Annotated in this window: 11 protein-coding genes; 5 read left to right on the plus strand and 6 right to left on the minus strand. The window is 68.4% G+C overall.

The annotated features are described in order from the left end of the window. Positions 1–16: 16 nt before the first annotated feature. Complete coding sequence (locus IP91_RS07715) at positions 17–1219, minus strand: LacI family DNA-binding transcriptional regulator (RefSeq protein ID WP_199754533.1); 1203 nt, start codon at positions 1217–1219, stop codon at positions 17–19. 318 nt (positions 1220–1537) lie between these two features. Here IP91_RS07715 and IP91_RS07720 point away from each other — a divergent pair, with 318 nt between their 5' ends. Further along, entirely contained in the window at positions 1538–3712 is a 2175-nt protein-coding gene (locus IP91_RS07720) for an alpha-glucuronidase family glycosyl hydrolase (RefSeq protein ID WP_145648302.1), read from the plus strand. Between the two features lie 14 nt (positions 3713–3726). Then, positions 3727–5022, plus strand: a complete 1296-nt coding sequence (locus tag IP91_RS07725; RefSeq protein WP_145648304.1) for an SGNH/GDSL hydrolase family protein — start codon at positions 3727–3729, stop codon at positions 5020–5022. 204 nt (positions 5023–5226) lie between these two features. Here the strand turns inward: IP91_RS07725 and IP91_RS07730 are convergent, their stop codons facing one another. From IP91_RS07730 to IP91_RS07740, 3 genes are all read right to left on the minus strand, one after another. Next, on the minus strand, positions 5227–6924 hold the full coding sequence (locus IP91_RS07730; protein ID WP_145648306.1) for a glycoside hydrolase family 43 protein: 1698 nt from the start codon (positions 6922–6924) through the stop codon (positions 5227–5229). After that, positions 6921–8126 (minus strand): endo-1,4-beta-xylanase, encoded by a 1206-nt coding sequence (locus IP91_RS07735; RefSeq protein ID WP_145648308.1) that lies wholly within the window; start codon positions 8124–8126, stop codon positions 6921–6923. The genes IP91_RS07730 and IP91_RS07735 overlap by 4 nt, the downstream gene beginning before the upstream one ends. Positions 8127–8226: 100 nt before the next feature. Continuing rightward, a complete protein-coding gene (locus tag IP91_RS07740; protein WP_145648310.1) occupies positions 8227–11343 on the minus strand; it encodes a TonB-dependent receptor in 3117 nt (1038 codons plus the stop codon). A gap of 425 nt (positions 11344–11768) precedes the next feature. On the opposite strand from IP91_RS07740, the gene IP91_RS07745 reads away from it, so the two are divergent. Both IP91_RS07745 and IP91_RS07750 read left to right on the plus strand, forming a co-directional pair. Then, positions 11769–13007, plus strand: coding sequence for an MFS transporter (locus IP91_RS07745; protein WP_371860608.1), 1239 nt, complete (start codon positions 11769–11771; stop codon positions 13005–13007). After that, on the plus strand, positions 13004–14644 hold the full coding sequence (locus tag IP91_RS07750; protein WP_145648312.1) for a glycoside hydrolase family 43 protein: 1641 nt from the start codon (positions 13004–13006) through the stop codon (positions 14642–14644). Before IP91_RS07745 ends, IP91_RS07750 begins: the two co-directional genes overlap by 4 nt. Here the strand turns inward: IP91_RS07750 and IP91_RS07755 are convergent. Beyond that, on the minus strand, positions 14641–15381 hold the full coding sequence (locus IP91_RS07755) for a hypothetical protein (RefSeq protein ID WP_145648314.1): 741 nt from the start codon (positions 15379–15381) through the stop codon (positions 14641–14643). The two genes, IP91_RS07750 and IP91_RS07755, sit on opposite strands and share 4 nt — an antisense overlap. A gap of 104 nt (positions 15382–15485) precedes the next feature. Between IP91_RS07755 and IP91_RS07760 the strand changes: the two genes are divergently transcribed. Beyond that, the gene (locus IP91_RS07760) at positions 15486–16190 is read left to right on the plus strand and encodes a hypothetical protein (RefSeq protein ID WP_145648316.1); all 705 of its coding nucleotides are present in this window, start codon (positions 15486–15488) and stop codon (positions 16188–16190) included. Between the two features lie 18 nt (positions 16191–16208). Here the strand turns inward: IP91_RS07760 and IP91_RS07765 are convergent, their stop codons facing one another. Next, positions 16209–17567, minus strand: a complete 1359-nt coding sequence (locus tag IP91_RS07765; RefSeq protein ID WP_145648320.1) for an MBL fold metallo-hydrolase — start codon at positions 17565–17567, stop codon at positions 16209–16211. Between the last annotated feature and the right edge of the window lie 56 nt (positions 17568–17623).

Here is a 17623-nt window from a genome sequence, read left to right on the forward strand (position 1 = left end):
GGCACTGGGGCGCCCATCAGGCCAGCTGCACCCGCGCCGGCGGCCGCAGCCGCGGCGGCGCATCCGACTGGCGCCGGATCAATTCGAACGCCAGGCGCGTGTGCTCGATCGGCACGGCGCTGCCGCCCCGCTCCGCCGTCACGCGCTGCACGATCGTGCGCACCGCCGCCTCCGCCATGTCCATCGTTGGCTGCCGCACCGTCGTCAGCGCCGGCCAGATGGTCGTGGCCAGTGCCGTGTCATCGAAGCCGGCCACCGCGATATCGCCCGGCACGTCAAGGCCCATGCGGTGTGCCACGGCGACGGCAGCTGCCGCCATATCGTCATTGCTGGCAAAGATCGCCGTCGGCCGGTCCGGCAGCGACAGCAGCAGTTCGGCCGCATCCAGTCCCGAGTGGTAGTTGAACAGGCCTTCCGTGACGAGGTCGGGCGCCGCATCGGCACCGAATTCCTCGATCGCCGCGCGGTAGCCGGCCAGCCGCGAACCGCTCACGAACTGCGCGGGATTGCCCGTGATGAAGCCGATGCGGCGGTGGCCCAGCTCGATCAGGTTGCGCGTCATCGCGTAGGCCGCCTCGCGGTCGTCGATGCCGATGGCGCTCACGCGCGGGTCGGGATTGCCGGATGCGATCACGACCAGCGGCACGCCCGCTTCCGCGATCAGGTTCACCAGTTCCGGATTGTCGCAATGGGGCGGCGGCAGGATGATGCCGTCCAGCGCATTGCCGATCAGCCGGCGCGTCTGCTCCAGCAGGCCTTCACCCGCCTCGCTCTTTTCCGCGAATAGCTGCACATTGCTGACGCTGACCTGGTTCAGCAGGCCAAGCAGGATTTCGGTCAGATAGGTGCCACTGCGCACGCTGGGCAGGTTGTACAGGAAGCCGATGCGGATCGGCTTCGATCCGGCCAGCGCGCGGGCCTCGCGGTTCGGCGCGTAGTTCAGTGCCGCCGCCGCCTCCTTCACGCGCGCCTGCGTTTTCGCGCTGACCTTGCCCACGCCGTTCATCACGCGCGACACCGTCATCGGCGACACGCCGGCCATGTGCGCCACGTCTTCCATGCTCGGGCCACGGCGCGATTCCGCGGCACCGCCGCGCCGGCCGGTGACCGTGCCCCTGGCGGGCTTGCCGCTGCCGGCTGCGCCCTTGCTCCCCGCGCCCTTGCTCCCCGCGCTCTTGTTCTCCGCGCTCTTGCCGGTGCCCGTTCCTGTCGTGCTCATACTTTCGCCTTGCGTGCTTTTGATACCGCACACTTTATCACGTCCGTAACATTTTTCCGCCTCCTTCCCTATGGGCGGAGCCCCTTGAAACGTCGCGAAAATGATTAGGCAAGCGATTTTGTTTGCGCTATCATCGGTGGCGGGGCCGGCTTGGAAAACCTTGCAACGGGTCCTGGCCGCGCCGCGCGCTGCGATGCCGACAGCGCCATCACGGCCCGGGCGTCGTCATGCACTACCCACCCTGGCAGGCGACCGACACGGCCTGCCCTTTCAACACAACGAGGACCGGCGTACACGCGACCGGGCCCGGGAGACACGATGCGATTCTTCACCCGACTGCTCTTGAGCGTCCTGTTCTGCACCTGCGCTTCGGCCGGTGCCGCCCCTGCCAGCGAGGATGGCTACGACCTGTGGCTGCGCTACCGCGCGCTGCCCGCCGCGGAAGCGGCCCGGCTGGCGCCGCATGCCCGCGCGATCGTTGCGCCGGCCACGACTTCACCGATGCTCGATGCCGCGATCGGCGAACTGCAGCGGGGCGTGGGCGGGTGGCTCGGTACCGCCCCGGCACGCACCGATGAAGTCCGTGCCGGCGCCATCGTGCTGGCCATGCCCGCCACCCGGGGCGCCACGGCAGCATGGTTCGACGGGCTGGGCCAGGAAGGCTATCGCGTACTGCGCACGCGCCTGGAAGGCCAGAGCGTGACGGTGATCGCGGCAAATACGGACCGCGGCCTGCTGTATGGCAGCTTCGCCTACCTGCGCGGCATCGCCACCGATGGCGCGCAGAAGGCACCGGACCTGCGCAGCACGCCTCGCCTGCCGCTGCGGCTGCTGAACCACTGGGATGACCTGAACCGCCACGTCGAGCGGGGCTATGCCGGCGCGTCGATCTGGCACTGGTGGAACCTGCCGGACATCCTCGACCAGCGCTACACCGACTACGCCCGCGCCAACGCGTCGCTCGGCATCAACGGCGCAGTCCTCAACAACGTCAACGCGAAGCCGGACATCCTGACCGCCCCGTTCATCGCCAAGGCGGCCGCGCTGGCGAACGTGCTGCGCCCTTATGGCATCAAGGTGTACCTGTCGGTGCGCTGGTCGACGCCGCTGGAACTGAAGGCCACCGCCACGGCCGATCCGCTCGACCCGGCCGTTGCCGCCTGGTGGCGCGCCAAGTCCGACGAGCTGTATGCCGCGATCCCCGATTTCGGCGGGTTCCTCGTCAAGGCCAATTCGGAAGGCCAGCCGGGCCCGCACGATTACCACCGCAGCCATGCCGAGGGCGCCAACATGCTGGCCCGCGCGGTGGCGCCGCATGGCGGCATCGTGATGTGGCGCGCCTTCGTCTATTCGGAAGACAAGCCGACCGACCGCGCACGCCAGGCCTTCGACCAGTTCACGCCGCTGGACGGGCAGTTCGACAAGAACGTCATCGTGCAGGTGAAGAACGGTCCGATCGATTTCCAGCCCCGCGAACCCGTGCATCCCCTGTTCGGCGCGATGCCGCGCACGCCGCTGCTGATGGAATTCCAGATCACCAAGGAGTACCTGGGTTTCAGCACGCACCTGGCCTACCTCGGCACCATGTTCGAGGAAACGCTGCGCACCGACCTGCGTCCCGGCATCGGCGCAGGCGGACAAGCGGCCACCGTGACGCGCGTGCTCGACGGCACGCTCGATCACGGCCAGGCCACCGGCATGGCCGGCGTGGCGAACATCGGCACCGACCGGAACTGGAGCGGCTCGCACTTCGACCAGGCCAACTGGTATGTGTTCGGCCGCCTGGCCTGGAACCCGGAGGCTGGCGCCGAAGCCATCGCCCGCGAATGGGCGGCGCAGACCTTCAGCCGCGCACCGCGCGTGGTCGATACCGTCAGCGCCATGATGATGGCCTCGCGCGAGGCCGTGGTCGACTACATGACGCCGCTGGGCCTGCACCACGTGATGGGTACCGGCCACCACCACGGTCCCGCACCGTGGGTGGACAACCTGGCCCGGCCGGACTGGAACCCCGTCTACTACCACCGCGCGGACAAGGCCGGCATCGGCTTCGACCGCACGGCGCATGGCAAGGGCGGCAGCGGTTCGGCGGGCCAGTACGCGCCCGCGCTGGCGCGGCTGTACGAGGATCCCGCCAGCACGCCGGAAAACCTGCTGCTGTGGTTCCACCACCTGCCATGGACCTACACGACGCGCTCCGGCCGCCCGCTGTGGGACGAACTGGTGCACCGCTACGATGCCGGCGTGACGGCCGTCGCCGCGATGCAGAAGCAGTGGGATTCCCTGGCGCCGTACATCGACCCGCAACGCCATGCCGACACCGCGCAGCGCCTGAAGGTGCAGCACCGGGAAGCGCTGTGGTGGCGCGATGCCAGCATCGCCTACTTCCAGTCGATCAACGGCCTGCCGCTGCCGGCCGGTGCACGGGCCCCCGCGCAATCGCTGGACGACTACAAGGCGCTGAAATTCCCCTACCCGCCCGGTAACGGCTGAACGGAGACCAACCGATGAAAACACCGAACTCTTTTGCCACCTGTCTCGGCACCTGCGTTGGCACCTGCGTTGCCACCGCCATCGCCACTGCCGTCGCCTGCCAGGCGGCCGCCGCTCCTGCCGGGCCACCGGTGCACTGGGTGGCCGCCTGGGGCACCGCACAGCTGATCGCCGAAAAGGACAACGCGCTGGCACCGGAACAGCTCACCGACACCACGCTGCGCCAGATCGTGCGCCTGTCGCTGGGCGGGCCGCAGCTGCGGGTGCGCATCAGTAACGTGCTGGGCACCGAGCCATTGCAGGTCGATGGCGCCACCGTGGCGCAGGCCGTGGCCGATGGCCGGCCCGACCTGGTTTCCGGCACGCTGCGGCCGCTGCGCTTCGGCGGCAGCGCCGCCGTCACCGTGCCGGCCGGTGCCGAGTACTTCAGCGATCCCGTCGACCTGCCGGTGAAGGCCGGCACCGATCTGGCGGTCTCGCTGCATTTCACGACCGCGCCTGTGCGGCAGACGGGCCACCCGGGTTCGCGCACCAACAGTTTCCTCGTCAAGGGCAGCCAGGGCGATGCCATGCAGTGGCCGGAAGCCCAGGCGATCCCGCGCTGGTACCAGCTGGCCGATGTCGACGTGGCGGCGCCCGCGCAGGCGCGCAGCGTGGTCGCGATCGGCGATTCGATCACGGATGGCTATGGCGTGGCGCTGGGCACCAACACGCGCTGGACGGATTTCCTCGTGCGCCGCCTGGCCGACCAACGCGTGCCGGACCTCGCGGTGGTCAACGCCGGCATCGGCGGCGGGCGCCTGCTGCGGGACGGACTCGGGCCGAACATGGCGTCACGCTTCGAGCGCGACGTGCTGGGCCGTTCCGGCGCGAGCCATGCGATCGTGATGATCGGCGTGAACGACCTCGGTGGCCAGGCGCACGGCAACACGCCCACGGCCGGCGGCCGCGCGCGGCTGATCGACGATATGAAGGAAGCGCACCGCCAGCTCGTGGCGCGCGCGCACGCGCAAGGCGTGTGCGTGATCGGCGCCACCATCACGCCGTATGCGGCGAGTCAGTACTACCAGCCCGACGCCGGCAACGAACGCGAGCGGCTCGACCTGAACCATTGGATCCGCACTTCGGGAACCTTCGATGGCGTGGCCGATTTCGATGCGGCGCTGCGCGATCCGGCACAGCCCGATCGGCTGCTGAAGGCGTACGACAACGACGGCCTGCATCCTTCGGCCGAGGGCTACCGGGCGATGGCGCAGGCCGTGCCGCTGGGGGCGGTGAAGGAATGTTCGTATGCGGTGCGGCGGAAATGAAAGGCGACTGCGAGGGTCCGGGCTGGCGTCGGCAGTCGGACCGGTGTCTGGCACCGAACTGCGGTGTCGGACACCGGTCCGACACCGGGCGCGCCGTCGCGACTGTCTGACGCGACGCGAGAAGCACCGGGCAGCGGTGCCAGGCCCCGGGCCGGCACCGTGCGGGCGCTCGCGGCCAACTGATGCGCCGCGAGCGCGCGGTGTCTACTGGTTCCCGGCCGCGCGCCAGACGTAGGGGCCGATCAGGGTTCCCGTGAAGCCGCCCGCCTTGCTGGTCGACAGGAAGGTGATGTCGGCGTCGGCCAGCAGCTCGCGCTGCGCGCCGCCTGCCGTGTAGCGGAAGCGCATGCGACCGCCCTCCGCGATCATCTCCAGGTCGACTGCAGCGCCGGTGACCGGTGCGCTGGCCAGCAGCCGGTCGGCCTGGCCCTTCTGCCGCGCATAGGCCGCCACCACCGTCTGCCCGTGCACGCGGGTCAGTCCGTAGAACAGGTGCGACGCATCGCTCTGGTACGCCACCAGGCCGGCGCGGTCGCCATCCCGCACCGGCTGGAAGTGCAGGCTGGTGGCAACGGTGGCGCTGTGGTGCTGTTGCCGGCGCGCGATGAAGGCCGGCGTGCGCGCCAGGTCGCCCAGCTCGCCGGCCGATCGCAGCACCAGGCCGCCGCCCGCCACGCGGTAGAACGGCTGCGCCGGCGTGCGCACGCCGATCCATTGGGCCGCCAACCGGTTGCCGTCAAATTCATCGATGTAGCTGGTGTCCCCTGCCGAGGGCAGCTGCGAGCGCGGCCCTTCCGGCAGCGCGGGCTTGCGGGCCGCCAGCGGAATCGGCTTGCCGTCCTCCAGGATCACCGGCCAGTCATCCTTCCAGGTGACGGGCAGCAGGAAGGTCTCGCGGCCGATGTTGTACAGGTCGCCCTCGTAGGGCCGCGTGGCCAGGAACGTGGCCCACCACTGCCCGTCCCGGGTTTCGACGAGCTTTGCGTGTCCCGCCGACGTGACGGCATCGGGACGGTCGGCGCGCAGATTGCGCTGGCTGAGGATGGGATTGTGCCGGTACGGTTCGAACGGCCCGCGCACGCTGGTCGAACGGAAGATCACCTCGGAGTGCCTGTCGCCGGTGCCGCCTTCCGCGGCCATCAGGTAGTAGTACCTGCCGCGCCTGAAGACATGCGGCCCTTCGATCCAGATCGGCTTCGTCGCCAGGTCGACGCCGCCATTGACGAGCAGCGTGCGCGGACCGACGACCTGCATGGCCTTCGGATCGAACTCCTGCAGCCAGATGGCGCGGTGGCCATCGTAGCGGGGCGTTTCGGCCGGCGCGTCGTTGTGGACGATGTAGGCCTTGCCATCGCTGTCCCAGAAGATCGACGGATCGATGCCGCCGAAGGCCAGCTTGTGCGGTTCGGACCACGGCCCGGCCGGATCGGTGGCCGTCAGCACCGCATTGCCACCGCAGTCCACGCAGGTCGTCACGACATAGAACAGGCCGTCGCGGTACGAGATGTCCGGCGCGTAGATGCCGCGCGACGAACCGATGCCCTGGAAGCTGAACTGGGACGGGCGGTCGAGTACATTGGCGATCTGCTGCCAGTTCACCAGGTCGCGCGAGCGGAACAGCGGCAGGCCGGGGAAGTTGGTGAACGAGGAGTTGATCAGGTAGTAGTCGTCGCCCACGCGCGCGACGGACGGGTCGGGATAGTAGCCGGGCAGGATCGGGTTGCGGTATTCCCCCGGCCCGGCCTGCACGGCGTCCTGCGAGCGGCCGGTGTACGAGAAACGCTCGAAGCGGGCGGCGCCATCGTTGCCTTCGCCTGGAATGCCCGGGCTGGCGCAGGCAGCCAGGGCCGCCGCAATGACGATGGCCAGCGGCGCGCGCCGCAGTACGGTGCCGGCCCTCATGCCGTCCTCTGCGGCATGCCGCGCAGGGCTGCGGCGATCGCATCGCGCAGCGGCTTGGGACGCAGCTGCGCGTCGTAGGGACAGGGCCGCGACGGCAAGCCGTCCGGCCGCTTCGCCTCGGCCCAGGTCTGCAGCCAGCTGACATCGTCGGACAGGCCCCAGGTGAGGAAATCGCGGCAGCGCGGATAGCTCAGGGTCAGGTCGAGGAAATCGCGCGCGACGGCCGCCACCGTGGCATCGCGCGTGGTGATATCGGCCGGCAGCGTGCGGTCGCTCACGTCGAATTCCGTGATCAGGAGGTCCAGGTCCATGGCGGTGACCTCGTCGAGGAACCTGCGCCAGTCGTCCAGCCCCTTGCGCCGCGCGGACGCTGCGGCGGTGGCGCCCCACGAGCCGATGTGGCTCTGCAGGCCCAGCGCGCCGATCGGCGTGCCGGCCTTCTGCAGCGCTTCGAGCAGCCGCAGCACGCCATCGCGGTGTCTGGCGTTGTCCGCCGCCGGGCCCATGAAGTCGTTGTAGACCAGCTGCGCATGGGGCGCATGCTGGCGCGCCAGCCGGAACGCCACGTCGATCTGTTCGACCGCGCCCAGCTTCCCGTTCAGCACATTGCGGCGCAGCGTGCCGGTGGGCGGATCCACCGCTTCGTTCACCACGTCGTAGCTGTAGATGTCGCGGCCGAAATGGCCGCAGACGGCGGCGATGTGTTCCGTCATCAGCCGCTCCGCCTCGCGCGCCGGCTGGGTGCCGAAGTCGTGCTGGTTCACCCAGTCCGGCAGCCATTTCGCTTCCTGCCACACCAGCGTGTGGCCGCGCACCAGCATGCGGTTTTCCTTTGCCCACGCGACCAGGCGGTCGGCGGCGGCGAAGTCGTGCGCGCCCGGCCTGGGTTGCGTGGCCTGCCACTTCATTTCGTTCTCGGCCACCAGCACGCCGCATTCCCGCGCCATCAGCGCGCGCTGGCGCGGGTCGTTGAAGTGGGTCCTGCCCGATTTGTCGTTGCGGATGCCGATGGCATTGCCGAACCGTAGACCCTTGCGGACGGCGATGTCCTTCAGCGGTTCGCTGTACGGGGGTGCATTCTTGTTCGGTGCCTGCTTGTTCTGTGCTTCCTTGCTCTGCGCGGCGGCGGCAAAGGCCGCCGGTGCCAGCAGCGCCGATGCGGCGGTGCCGAGCAGCTGCAGTGAGTCGCGGCGTGTCGTCACGGTGTCTCCTGTCGAATGTCGCTGGTCGATGGTGCGGCCAACGAAAAACGGGCGTGCGCATGGCACGCCCGTGGCGGGGTACTGCGGCCGGTCGGCTACATCAGAACTTCATGCGCAGGCCGAGGGCGAAGGTGCGGCCCGGATCGTACTGCGACATGGTGGCATTGGCGAACTGGAAGTAGCCGCTGCGCTTGGCCTTGTTGATGTTGACCACGTCGAACGTGAGCATCGGCAGGCCTTCGCGGTCGAAGATCTGGTCCAGCTCGAAGCTGGACGAGAAGTCCCACTGCTTGTAGTCGCGGCCGAACAGCGCCGCGGCCGTGATGCCGCTCTGGTTGGCGTTGGCCACCTGGCTGCCCTGCGAATAAGTATGCGAGACCCGTGCCATGTAGCCATGGTTCTCGTAGTAGAAGCCGAAGTTGTTGGTCTTCTTCGGCACGCCCAGCGCGATGAAGCCGTTGCTGCCCTCGCCGCTGGCCTTCTGGTTGATCAGCGTGAGCGTTTCGTTGAAGCCGAAACCGCGCCATGGCAGGAACTTGTCCAGCGGCTGGACCCAGCCCACTTCCAGGCCGCGGATGCGCAGGATGCCGTCGGCATTGCGTGGCCGCGTCATGACGACGGTGGCATTGGCCGGGCCGCCGCGCGAATCGATCGCCTGCTGCTGGGCCGGGATCAGCGTGCCGTAGTTGATGCCATACGCGGCCAGGTCGGAGAACGGCAGCGTGATGTTCTCGTTGACCGTGAAGCCGTTGACGCGCTTCTGGAACACCGTGAACGACAGGTAGCCCTCGCGGCCCGTGTACCAGTCCAGGCCCAGGTCGATATTGTCCGACAGGTAGGGCTTCAGGTCCGAATTGCCGATCGTGCCCGTGTCCGCCGACACGCCCGAGAAGTTGATGCCGGGGCGCAGCGAGTCCGGATTCACGCGCGTCATGCTGCGCGAGGCGGCGGCGCGGAACACGAAGTCCTTCGTCAGGTCCAGTGCCATGGTGGCCGAGGGCAGCGTGTTGGTGTAGTCCGAATTGCGGTACACCCACTCGCTGATGTTCGGGTACTTGCTGCCATTGAGCGGCAGGCTGGCATTGCGCGGATCGGAGATCGAGTTCAGCGCGCCCACCAGCTGTTCGGTACGGATGTAGCGCACGCCGGCATTCCAGCGCAGCATGTGGCCGGCCGGCTGCAGTTCGCCGTTCGCTTCCAGGTACACCGCCTTGGCCTTCTCGCGGATGTAGCCGGCGCTGGCGCCGGTCGACGAGGCGCCCGAATCCGGTGCCGACGCCACGTACTTGTCGTACTGCGAATCGGTGCGGAAGCGGTCCCAGTCCAGCGCCACGCGGCCGTAAGGGCCCGGCACCAGGTAGTTCTGCAGATTGGCGTTGGTGATCAGCGAACCGCCGTAGGTCAGCGGCGCCGTCTGGCCGGCCGTGTAGCCGGTGCCGTAGCCCGGGTACAGTGCAGCGGCGCTGGCGCCCGGCGTGCTGGCGCCATCGCATGGCGGCGCGCCGTTCGGGCCCTGCAGGAACACGCTCGGATTGTTGCCGCACACGGCAGCCTGCCAGGCAGCGGAGTTGTCCTGCGCGCGGATGCGGCGGTTGATGTCGTCCCACGCGAAGCCGCCCTTGATGGTCAGCTTCTTGTCGCCCCACGCCAGGTTGGTGTGGAAGCCCTTCGTTTCCGTTTCGCGCAGCTCGTTCTGGATGTTAACGCGGCCGCCCACCCACTGGTAGCTGGCGGGATTGTTCAGGTCCAGGTTCGACACGATGGACGGCACGCCGCCATCGTTGCTGTAGGTGATGGTGTTGCCGCTGTTCGGTGCCGTGATCGGCATGATGGTCGGCGCCTCGTGCGAGAAGCGGCTGCGGTTCCAGTTGGCCGCCGCATCGAGCGTGAGCTTCGGCGTGATCTTCCATTCCGCACCCGGGTTGATGCCCAGCAGGTCGACCTTGTCGCGGCGCGGGCCGAACTCGATGAAGTTCAGCGCGTTGGCGAAGGTACCGCCCGTGACCACGCAGCCGGCCGCGCAGTCGCTGCGGTCGACCGTCATGTTCAGCGGGATCGACGCATTGTTCCGCACCGCCCACGTGTAGGCGTTGCGCTGCATGTCGTCGTCCTTCTTGCTGTACATGGTGTCCAGGTAGAAGTGCAGCTCGTCGGTCGGACGGTACTCGGCCGCGAACACGGCGGAGATCTTGTCGCGCTGGCCGTAGTACTCCATCGTGCGGCCCAGGCGTGGCACGATGGCGTTGTCGATCTGGTCGATCGTCAGGCCCGGATTGTGCGAGAGCAGGAAGGCCTGGTTGATCGCGGTACCGGCCACCAGGCCGTTGCCCGCGTTGACGGGCACGGTGGCGGGGATGGTCCAGTTGCCGCCACCCGTGTTGTTGCGCGTGGCGGACGAGCTTTGCGCCGCAGTCAGGTTCGGGTTGGTCCAGCCCACCGTTTCGAAGCCGCTGGTGCGGGCTTCCTGGCGCGAGAACGAGATGCCACCCAGCAGGCCGAACTTGCCGTCCCAGGTATTGCTGGCCACGACATTGCCGCGGAAGCCGGCCTTGTCGGCGATCTGCTGCTTGGTGCCGGTGAGGCCCATCGACAGCTGGCGGCCTTCCTTGTCGAACGGCCGCGCGCTGCGCAGGTTCACGACGCCGGCGGCGCCACCCTCGATCTGGTCCGCCGTCGGGCTCTTGCTGACGGTGAGCTTGGTGAACAGGTCGGTCGGCAGCAGGTCGAGGTCGACCTCGCGGTTGGTGCTGGCACCGTCGATCGGGCCGGAGGACGCCACGGCGATCGGCGCGTTGTTCAGCAGGATCTTGGTGAACGAGGAACCGAGGCCGCGGATCTGGATCGTCATGCCCTCGCCCGTCACGTCGCGGGCCACCTGCACGCCCGGCACGCGGCTGAGCGATTCGGCGATGTTCTTGTCCGGGAATTTGCCGAAGTCCTCGGCATTGATGGAATCCTGGAAGCCCACGGCTTCCTTCTTGTCGCGTGCGGAAGACAGCAGGCTGTTGCGGTAGCCGGTGACCTTGATGGCCACGACTTCGCCGTTGCCGGCGGTGGCGGTGGCGGTGGCGGCGGCAGGGGCTTCCTGCGTGGCGGCAGGCGTCGTGGTGGTTGCGGGCGCGGTGGTGGTGTCCTGCGCATAGGCCTGGGCGATCAGGCTGGCCATGGCGGTCAGGCCCAGCGCGACGCGCCGGCCGGCGGTCGAGGGATGTTTCATGGTTGTCTCCTGTTTTTTATCAGCGTCGCTTTGCGCCATGTTGCTTTTTTCGGCGCAACGAAATCGAGTCTAGAAGCGGCCCGGAACAAAGTCAACATCTTTTATCACTCTTTGTTGTACGCTAACATTCTGGCCGGACCGGGAATGGCGTCCAGGCGCCGTTCGCGAAAAGGGGAATCGATAGAGGACCATCGCATGGGCTCCGCCAGTGGTTACAGCGCCATGATTGTGTGCTAGTGTTACGGCATTACCACAAAAATGATTGCGTTATCATGGAGACACGCAGCAGCAGCAAGGTGGACGCCGACAGAGCGTCGGCCGGGATGGGTGACGGCAGCGCGCCCCTACCGGGCATCGGCACGCCGGGCAATCCGGCCAGCGGGCCACGGTCGGCCTTCCGCAAGATCCGGGGCCTGCGCTGGTACATGATCGGCCTGATCATGCTGGGCGCGGTGATCAACTACCTCACCCGCAGTTCGCTGGCCGTGGCGGCACCCACGCTGCTCACGGAACTGCACATCACCACCCAGGAATACTCGTACATCACGGCCGCCTTCCAGGGCGCGATCATGCTGCAGCCCGTGTGCGGCTACGTGCTGGACGTGATCGGCCTGAAGTACGGCTTCGCCCTGTTCGCCGCTGCCTGGTCGGTGATCTGCATGGCGCACGGCTTCGCCACGAACTGGCAGATGCTGGCGGTGCTGCGCGGGATGCTGGGCCTGGCCGAAGGGTCCGCCAACCCGGCCGGCATGAAGGCCGTCTCCGAATGGTTTCCCGCCAGGGAGCGGGGCCTGGCCGGCGGCGTGTTCAATATCGGCGCCTCGTTCGGCTCGATGCTGGCGCCGCCGCTGGTCGTGTGGGCGATCCTGCACTACAACTGGCAGTCCGCGTTCGTCATCACCGGCGCGCTCGGCCTCGTGTGGGTTGCCGCCTGGCTGCTGCTGTACGACGCCCCGGCGCGCCACCGCCGCCTGTCCGCCGCCGAAGCGGCCCATATCGCCGCAGGCCAGGAACACCATCTGGAGGGCGATGGCAAGCGGCCGTCGATCCGCAGCATCCTGGCGCGCCGCAATTTCTGGGGCATCGCCCTGCCCCGCTTCCTCGCCGATCCGGCCTGGGGCACGCTGGCGTTCTGGGTGCCCCTGTACCTGACCACGGTGCGCCATTTCGACCTGGCGCAGATCGCCATGTTTGCCTGGCTGCCCTTCCTCGCTGCCGACCTGGGCTGCCTGTTCGGGCCGATGGTGGTGCTGGCGCTGCAGAAGCGCGGCGTCCGCCTGATCAATGCCCGCCGCGGCGCGTTCACGCTGGGCGCCTGCATGATGATGGGCGTGGCCTTCGTGGGCTTCGTCGACAGCCCGTATGCTGCCATCGCGCTGCTCAGCCTGGCCGGCTTCGCGCACCAGACGCTGTCCGTCACCGTCATTACGATGTCCTCCGATCTCTTCAAGCGCAACGAGGTGGCCACCGTGGCCGGCCTGTGCGGCACCTTCGGCAATTTCGGCCTGCTGCTGTTCTCGCTGCTGATCGGCGGCCTGATGGCGACGGTCGGCTACACGCCGTTCTTCGTCACGCTGGCCGTGCTCGATCTCGTCGCGGCCGTGCTGCTGTGGGGCCTCGTGCGCGAAGAAGCACCGCCTGTCCTCCCTATCGAAACGAAATGATCCAGAATCCCGTACTGCCCGGCTTCAATCCCGACCCGTCCATCGTGCGCGTCGGCGACGACTACTACATCGCCACCTCCACCTTCGAATGGTACCCGGGCGTGCAGATCCACCACTCGCGCGACCTGGTGCACTGGCGGCTGCTGACCCGCCCCCTGAACCGCGCCAGCCAGCTGAACATGCTGGGCGCGCCCGACTCCTGCGGCGTGTGGGCACCGTGCCTGACTTACGCGGACGGCCTGTTCTGGCTGATCTACACGGACGTGAAGCGCTACGGCCGCACCTCTACCGGCGCCGCCTCGGGCGGTGCGTCGCTGCGCGACTTCCATAACTACCTGGTGACGAGTCCCACGATCGAAGGTCCGTGGTCCGATCCCGTGCACCTGAACAGCAGCGGCTTCGATCCCTCGCTGTTCCACGACGACGACGGCCGCAAGTACCTGCTGAACCAGCTGTGGGACCACCGCCCGGGCAGCAACCGGTTCAACGGCATCGTCGCGCAGGAGTATTCGGTGACGGAGGGCCGGCTGGTCGGCCAGCGCGTGAACATCTTCCCCGGCACGGCGCACGGGCTCACCGAAGCGCCGCACCTGTACCGGCGCAACGGCTGGTACTACCTGCTGACGGCCGAAGGCGGCACCGGCTTCCAGCACGGCGTGACGATGGCGCGCGCGCGCGCACTGCTCGGGCCATACGAGCTGCATCCGGACGTCACCATCCTGACCGCGCGCGACCGGCCGGACGTGGCCCTGCAGCGTGCCGGGCACGCCGACCTGGTGGACACGCCGGATGGCCAGACCTACATGGTGTACCTGTGCGGCCGTCCGCTGCGCAACCGCGGCACCTGCACGCTGGGCCGCGAGACGGCCATCCAGCCGATGGCGTGGGGCGAGGACGGCTGGCTGCGCACCGCCGATGGACGCGGCACGCCACAGTTGCAGGCTGCATCGCCCGCCTTGCCGGAGCACCGCTTCGACGCCGCGCCGGTGCGCGAAGGCTTCAATGACGCGGCCTTGCCGCTGCCGTTCCAGTGGCTGCGCACGCCGTGGCCGGAGGAGCTGTTCAGCCTCGCGGCGCGGCCCGGCCACCTGCGCCTGTTCGGCCGCGAAAGCCTGGGCAGCCAGTTCCGCCAGGCCCTCGTGGCGCGGCGGCAGGACGGCCATTGCTTCAGCGCGGCCACCGTGGTCGACTTCGAGCCGCAGCACTACCAGCAGCAGGCCGGGCTGGTGTGCTACTACGGCGGCACCAAGTTCCACTACCTGTACCTGTCGCACGACGAGGCGCTCGGCCGCCACCTGCGCGTGATGAGCAGCCTGCCCAACCACGTGCAGGCCGATACGTTCACGGAACCGGTGCCGGTGCCGTCCGGCGTGCCCGTACAGCTGCGCGTGGAAGTGGATGAAGAACGCCTGCTGTTCGCCTGGCGGGTCGACGACGGTGCATGGAACTGGCTGCCACAGCAGTTCGACGCCAGCATCCTGTCCGACGAGGCCTGCGCGCCGGGCGCGCCGAATTTCACGGGCGCATTCATCGGCATGGCCTGCCAGGACATGGCGGGAACGGGCCTGCATGCGGACTTCGACTGGTTCGATTACCGCGCCCGCGCCTACCTCGTCAATCCGAAGGCCGGGGGCTAGCGGGGCGGCAGCAGGTGCCGGAAGGTGGGCTCGATGTTCTGCGCATGCAGGAAGCGCACGATGTCTTCCAGCGTGGCGTCCCTCAGCAGCAGGTCCTGCTGCACGCCCGAGGGCTGTCCGTACGATGCCTGCGCGGCCTGCGGCTGCGGCAGCGCAGGTGCCGCGGCCACCGCAGGCTGCAGCACTGCCAGCGCATGGTGCAGCTGCGCCGCATCGATCGATTCCAGCCCGTGCAGGAACGCCGCCTGCGCCGCCGACGGCGGCGCCATCTCCAGCGCCGGTTCCTCGGCGAACGAGGCGCCCATGCCCGGGTGGATGAAGGCGGCCCATTTGCCGGTGGCGCCCTGCCGGCATGGCGGCAGTTCGACCGGTGCGGTCACGTCCTGGCGCGGCACCTCGGGACAATGGGTCGCGCGTAGCAGGTCGGCGAAACGCTGCGCGTCCGCCACCGCCAGCGGCCGGGCAAACGACAGCCATAGGCGAAAGCCCGTGGTACCGGAAACGCTGACGGCCGGCGCTGGCAATCCCAGTGCACCCTGCACCGCATTGGCCACCTCGCACAGGCGTTCCCACCCGCCGCTGGCGCCCTCGAACGGCAGCACGATGCAGCGCACCGCGCCATTCCGCACCAGGTCGAAGCTGCGGGTGGCGCGGCCATCCAGATGGGCTTCGAGCCCTTCCGGCGCCGCGCCTGCCGGCAGGTACAGGCGCAGTAATTGTGCGATCAGCTCGTGCATGACGTTTCCTTGGATTGCAATGCCGGCATTATCGCCGGGATTCGCGTGGCCAGGCACGACGCGTGCACTACAATGGCGCTCCGCCGCCACCAACGCCCTGCACCATGAGCACCATTGAATTGCCCTTCCGGGCCACCACCGCCGAAGCCTGCGCCTGGCTCGAACAGCAGACGGGTACGCCGTGGACGCTGGCGCGCCTGCTCGAACATGCGCTGACGCCCTACGTGTGGCTGGACTACGACGCCGCCTACCCGGACCTGTTCGGTGACGCCAACGGCGGCTACGCGGCGCCGATCTTCTTCGAGGGCGATATCGCGCGGCTCGCGGCCGGCAGCGAGGACGTGCTGATGACGATGACGAAGGACGCCTACAAGATCGTGGCGCGCCTGCCCGCGCCGGGCTTGCGGCGCCCGCTCGATGCGCTGCGCTTCCAGAAGAAGGACCTCGAGAAGCTCGCCGCGCGGTTGAAATCCGAGGCGCAGCCGCCTGTCGTCAAGCCGGCGGCGGAATCGAAGGCCGGCATCGGCAAGGCGGAAGTGCTGGCCGCCTTCGGCCGGCTGCCCCGGCTGGACCTGGACAAGGCGCTGGACGATGCGATCGGCATCTTCGGCGACGATGGCGCGCGCGTGAAGGCCAGCGCGAAGAAGTCGAAGAAGAACGCCGTGTGGAATCCCGTCACGCTGGCCCTCGGCCTGCACGATGTGTACGGGGTGCCGATGGGTCCCCTGAAACGGGCGTTCCAGACGCAGGACTTCCTGCATGCCTGGCAGGACGACTGGAACCGGTCGCTGTATTTGCTGGGCAAGTAGTTCGGGTCGGCGCCGCGTCTAGCCAGCCTCGCGCGCCAGCAACCGGCGCAGCTGCGCGGCCTGGTAGGCGCCGAACGTGTCGCTGAACAGGCAGCGGACCAGCGGATCGTCGACCACGTCGGCGTCGGCCAGCGCGCGCTCGGTCGCCGCATCGAACACGGTGTCGTTGATGCGCAGGTACATCGAGGTGAGCGCCTCGCCCTCTGCCAGCGCGGCGTACAGCTTCGTTGCTGGGATCTCGGTCGTCCAGCCAGGCGGCCCGGCATCCGCATCGACCCGGGTCGCGCCATCGGGCGCCAGCCGGTAATGAAAGCGCGTGATAGCGCCGGCGTGGTCGTACAGCGTGAGTTCCCAGAGGCGCGGCTGGTCGAAGTAGTCGGAGGCCGCTTCCACGTCGCCGTATTTCTCCACCAGACCAGTGCGGCAGTAGTCCAGCACGCGCGCCATCTGCGCCTCCGTCAGCGGCGCGAAGTGGCGCGCGATATCGGCCGTGTGCGGCGGCGCGGCATTGCCTTCATAGGCGTAGTCGACGTCCTGCAGGCCGACCGGCACCACCCAGTCCAGCGGCGCACCGGGCTGCAGTGACACGGCGTCGAGCCGCACCGACCGGGAAGGATCGAGGCGGATCACCTGCGCCGCGGGCAACGCCGCCGTCGCTTCGCGCGCAAACTGGGCATACGTGATCGGGAAGAAGGCGCGGTTGTACCAAGACCAGGGCTCCAGCAGGAACTGGCAGGAGCTCGGCACGATGTAGCGCGGCGCCAGCGCCTGCAACTGCGGGATCCATTCCTCCGGCAGCGCGGGCGGTGCCGGCGCTGCGCGGGATGGCGCCAGCACCTCGATCTCGCGCATCGTCTGGAACGGCCACAGCACCATGTCCCACGGCCCCTCCTGCACCAGCTGGGCCAGCGTGCCGTCGTCGATCCACGAATCGACGACATTCAGCACGTTCAGCCCGGCCGCGCGCACCTGGAACATCGAATCGACATCGGCATCCATCGCCTCGCGCGGGATCACCTGGAACGGGCCGACGTCCACCGGCACGTTCAGCGCCAACGCGTGAACATTCGTGAAGCCGAGCTGGCGCACCATGTCGAACAGCGCGTCGAACTGGCAGTAGATGTGCAGCGGCGTGGCGCGGTCCAGCAGGTCCAGGCTCTCCAGCGAGCAGTGGTCGTCGTGGAAGTGCGAGATGAACACGGCATCGAACCGCTGGCGGCGGATCGCCTCGTGGTCGAAGCGCACGTCCGGAAAGGCATGGCAGTTGCGGCTGAACGGGTTCTCGAAGATGGTGTCGAACGCGATGCGCGTGCCGGCACAGTCGAAGAGGTAGCCGGCGTGCAGGATGCGGGAGATGGTGAGGGCTGGCTGGGTCATGTGTCGTTCTCGAGTCGTGCGCGTCGGCCGCCGGCGGAAGCGCCGGGCCACGGCAA

It is taken from the genome of Pseudoduganella lurida (genome assembly GCF_007830455.1).
In the GTDB taxonomy this organism is placed as follows: Bacteria; Pseudomonadota; Gammaproteobacteria; order Burkholderiales; family Burkholderiaceae_D; genus Rugamonas; species Rugamonas lurida.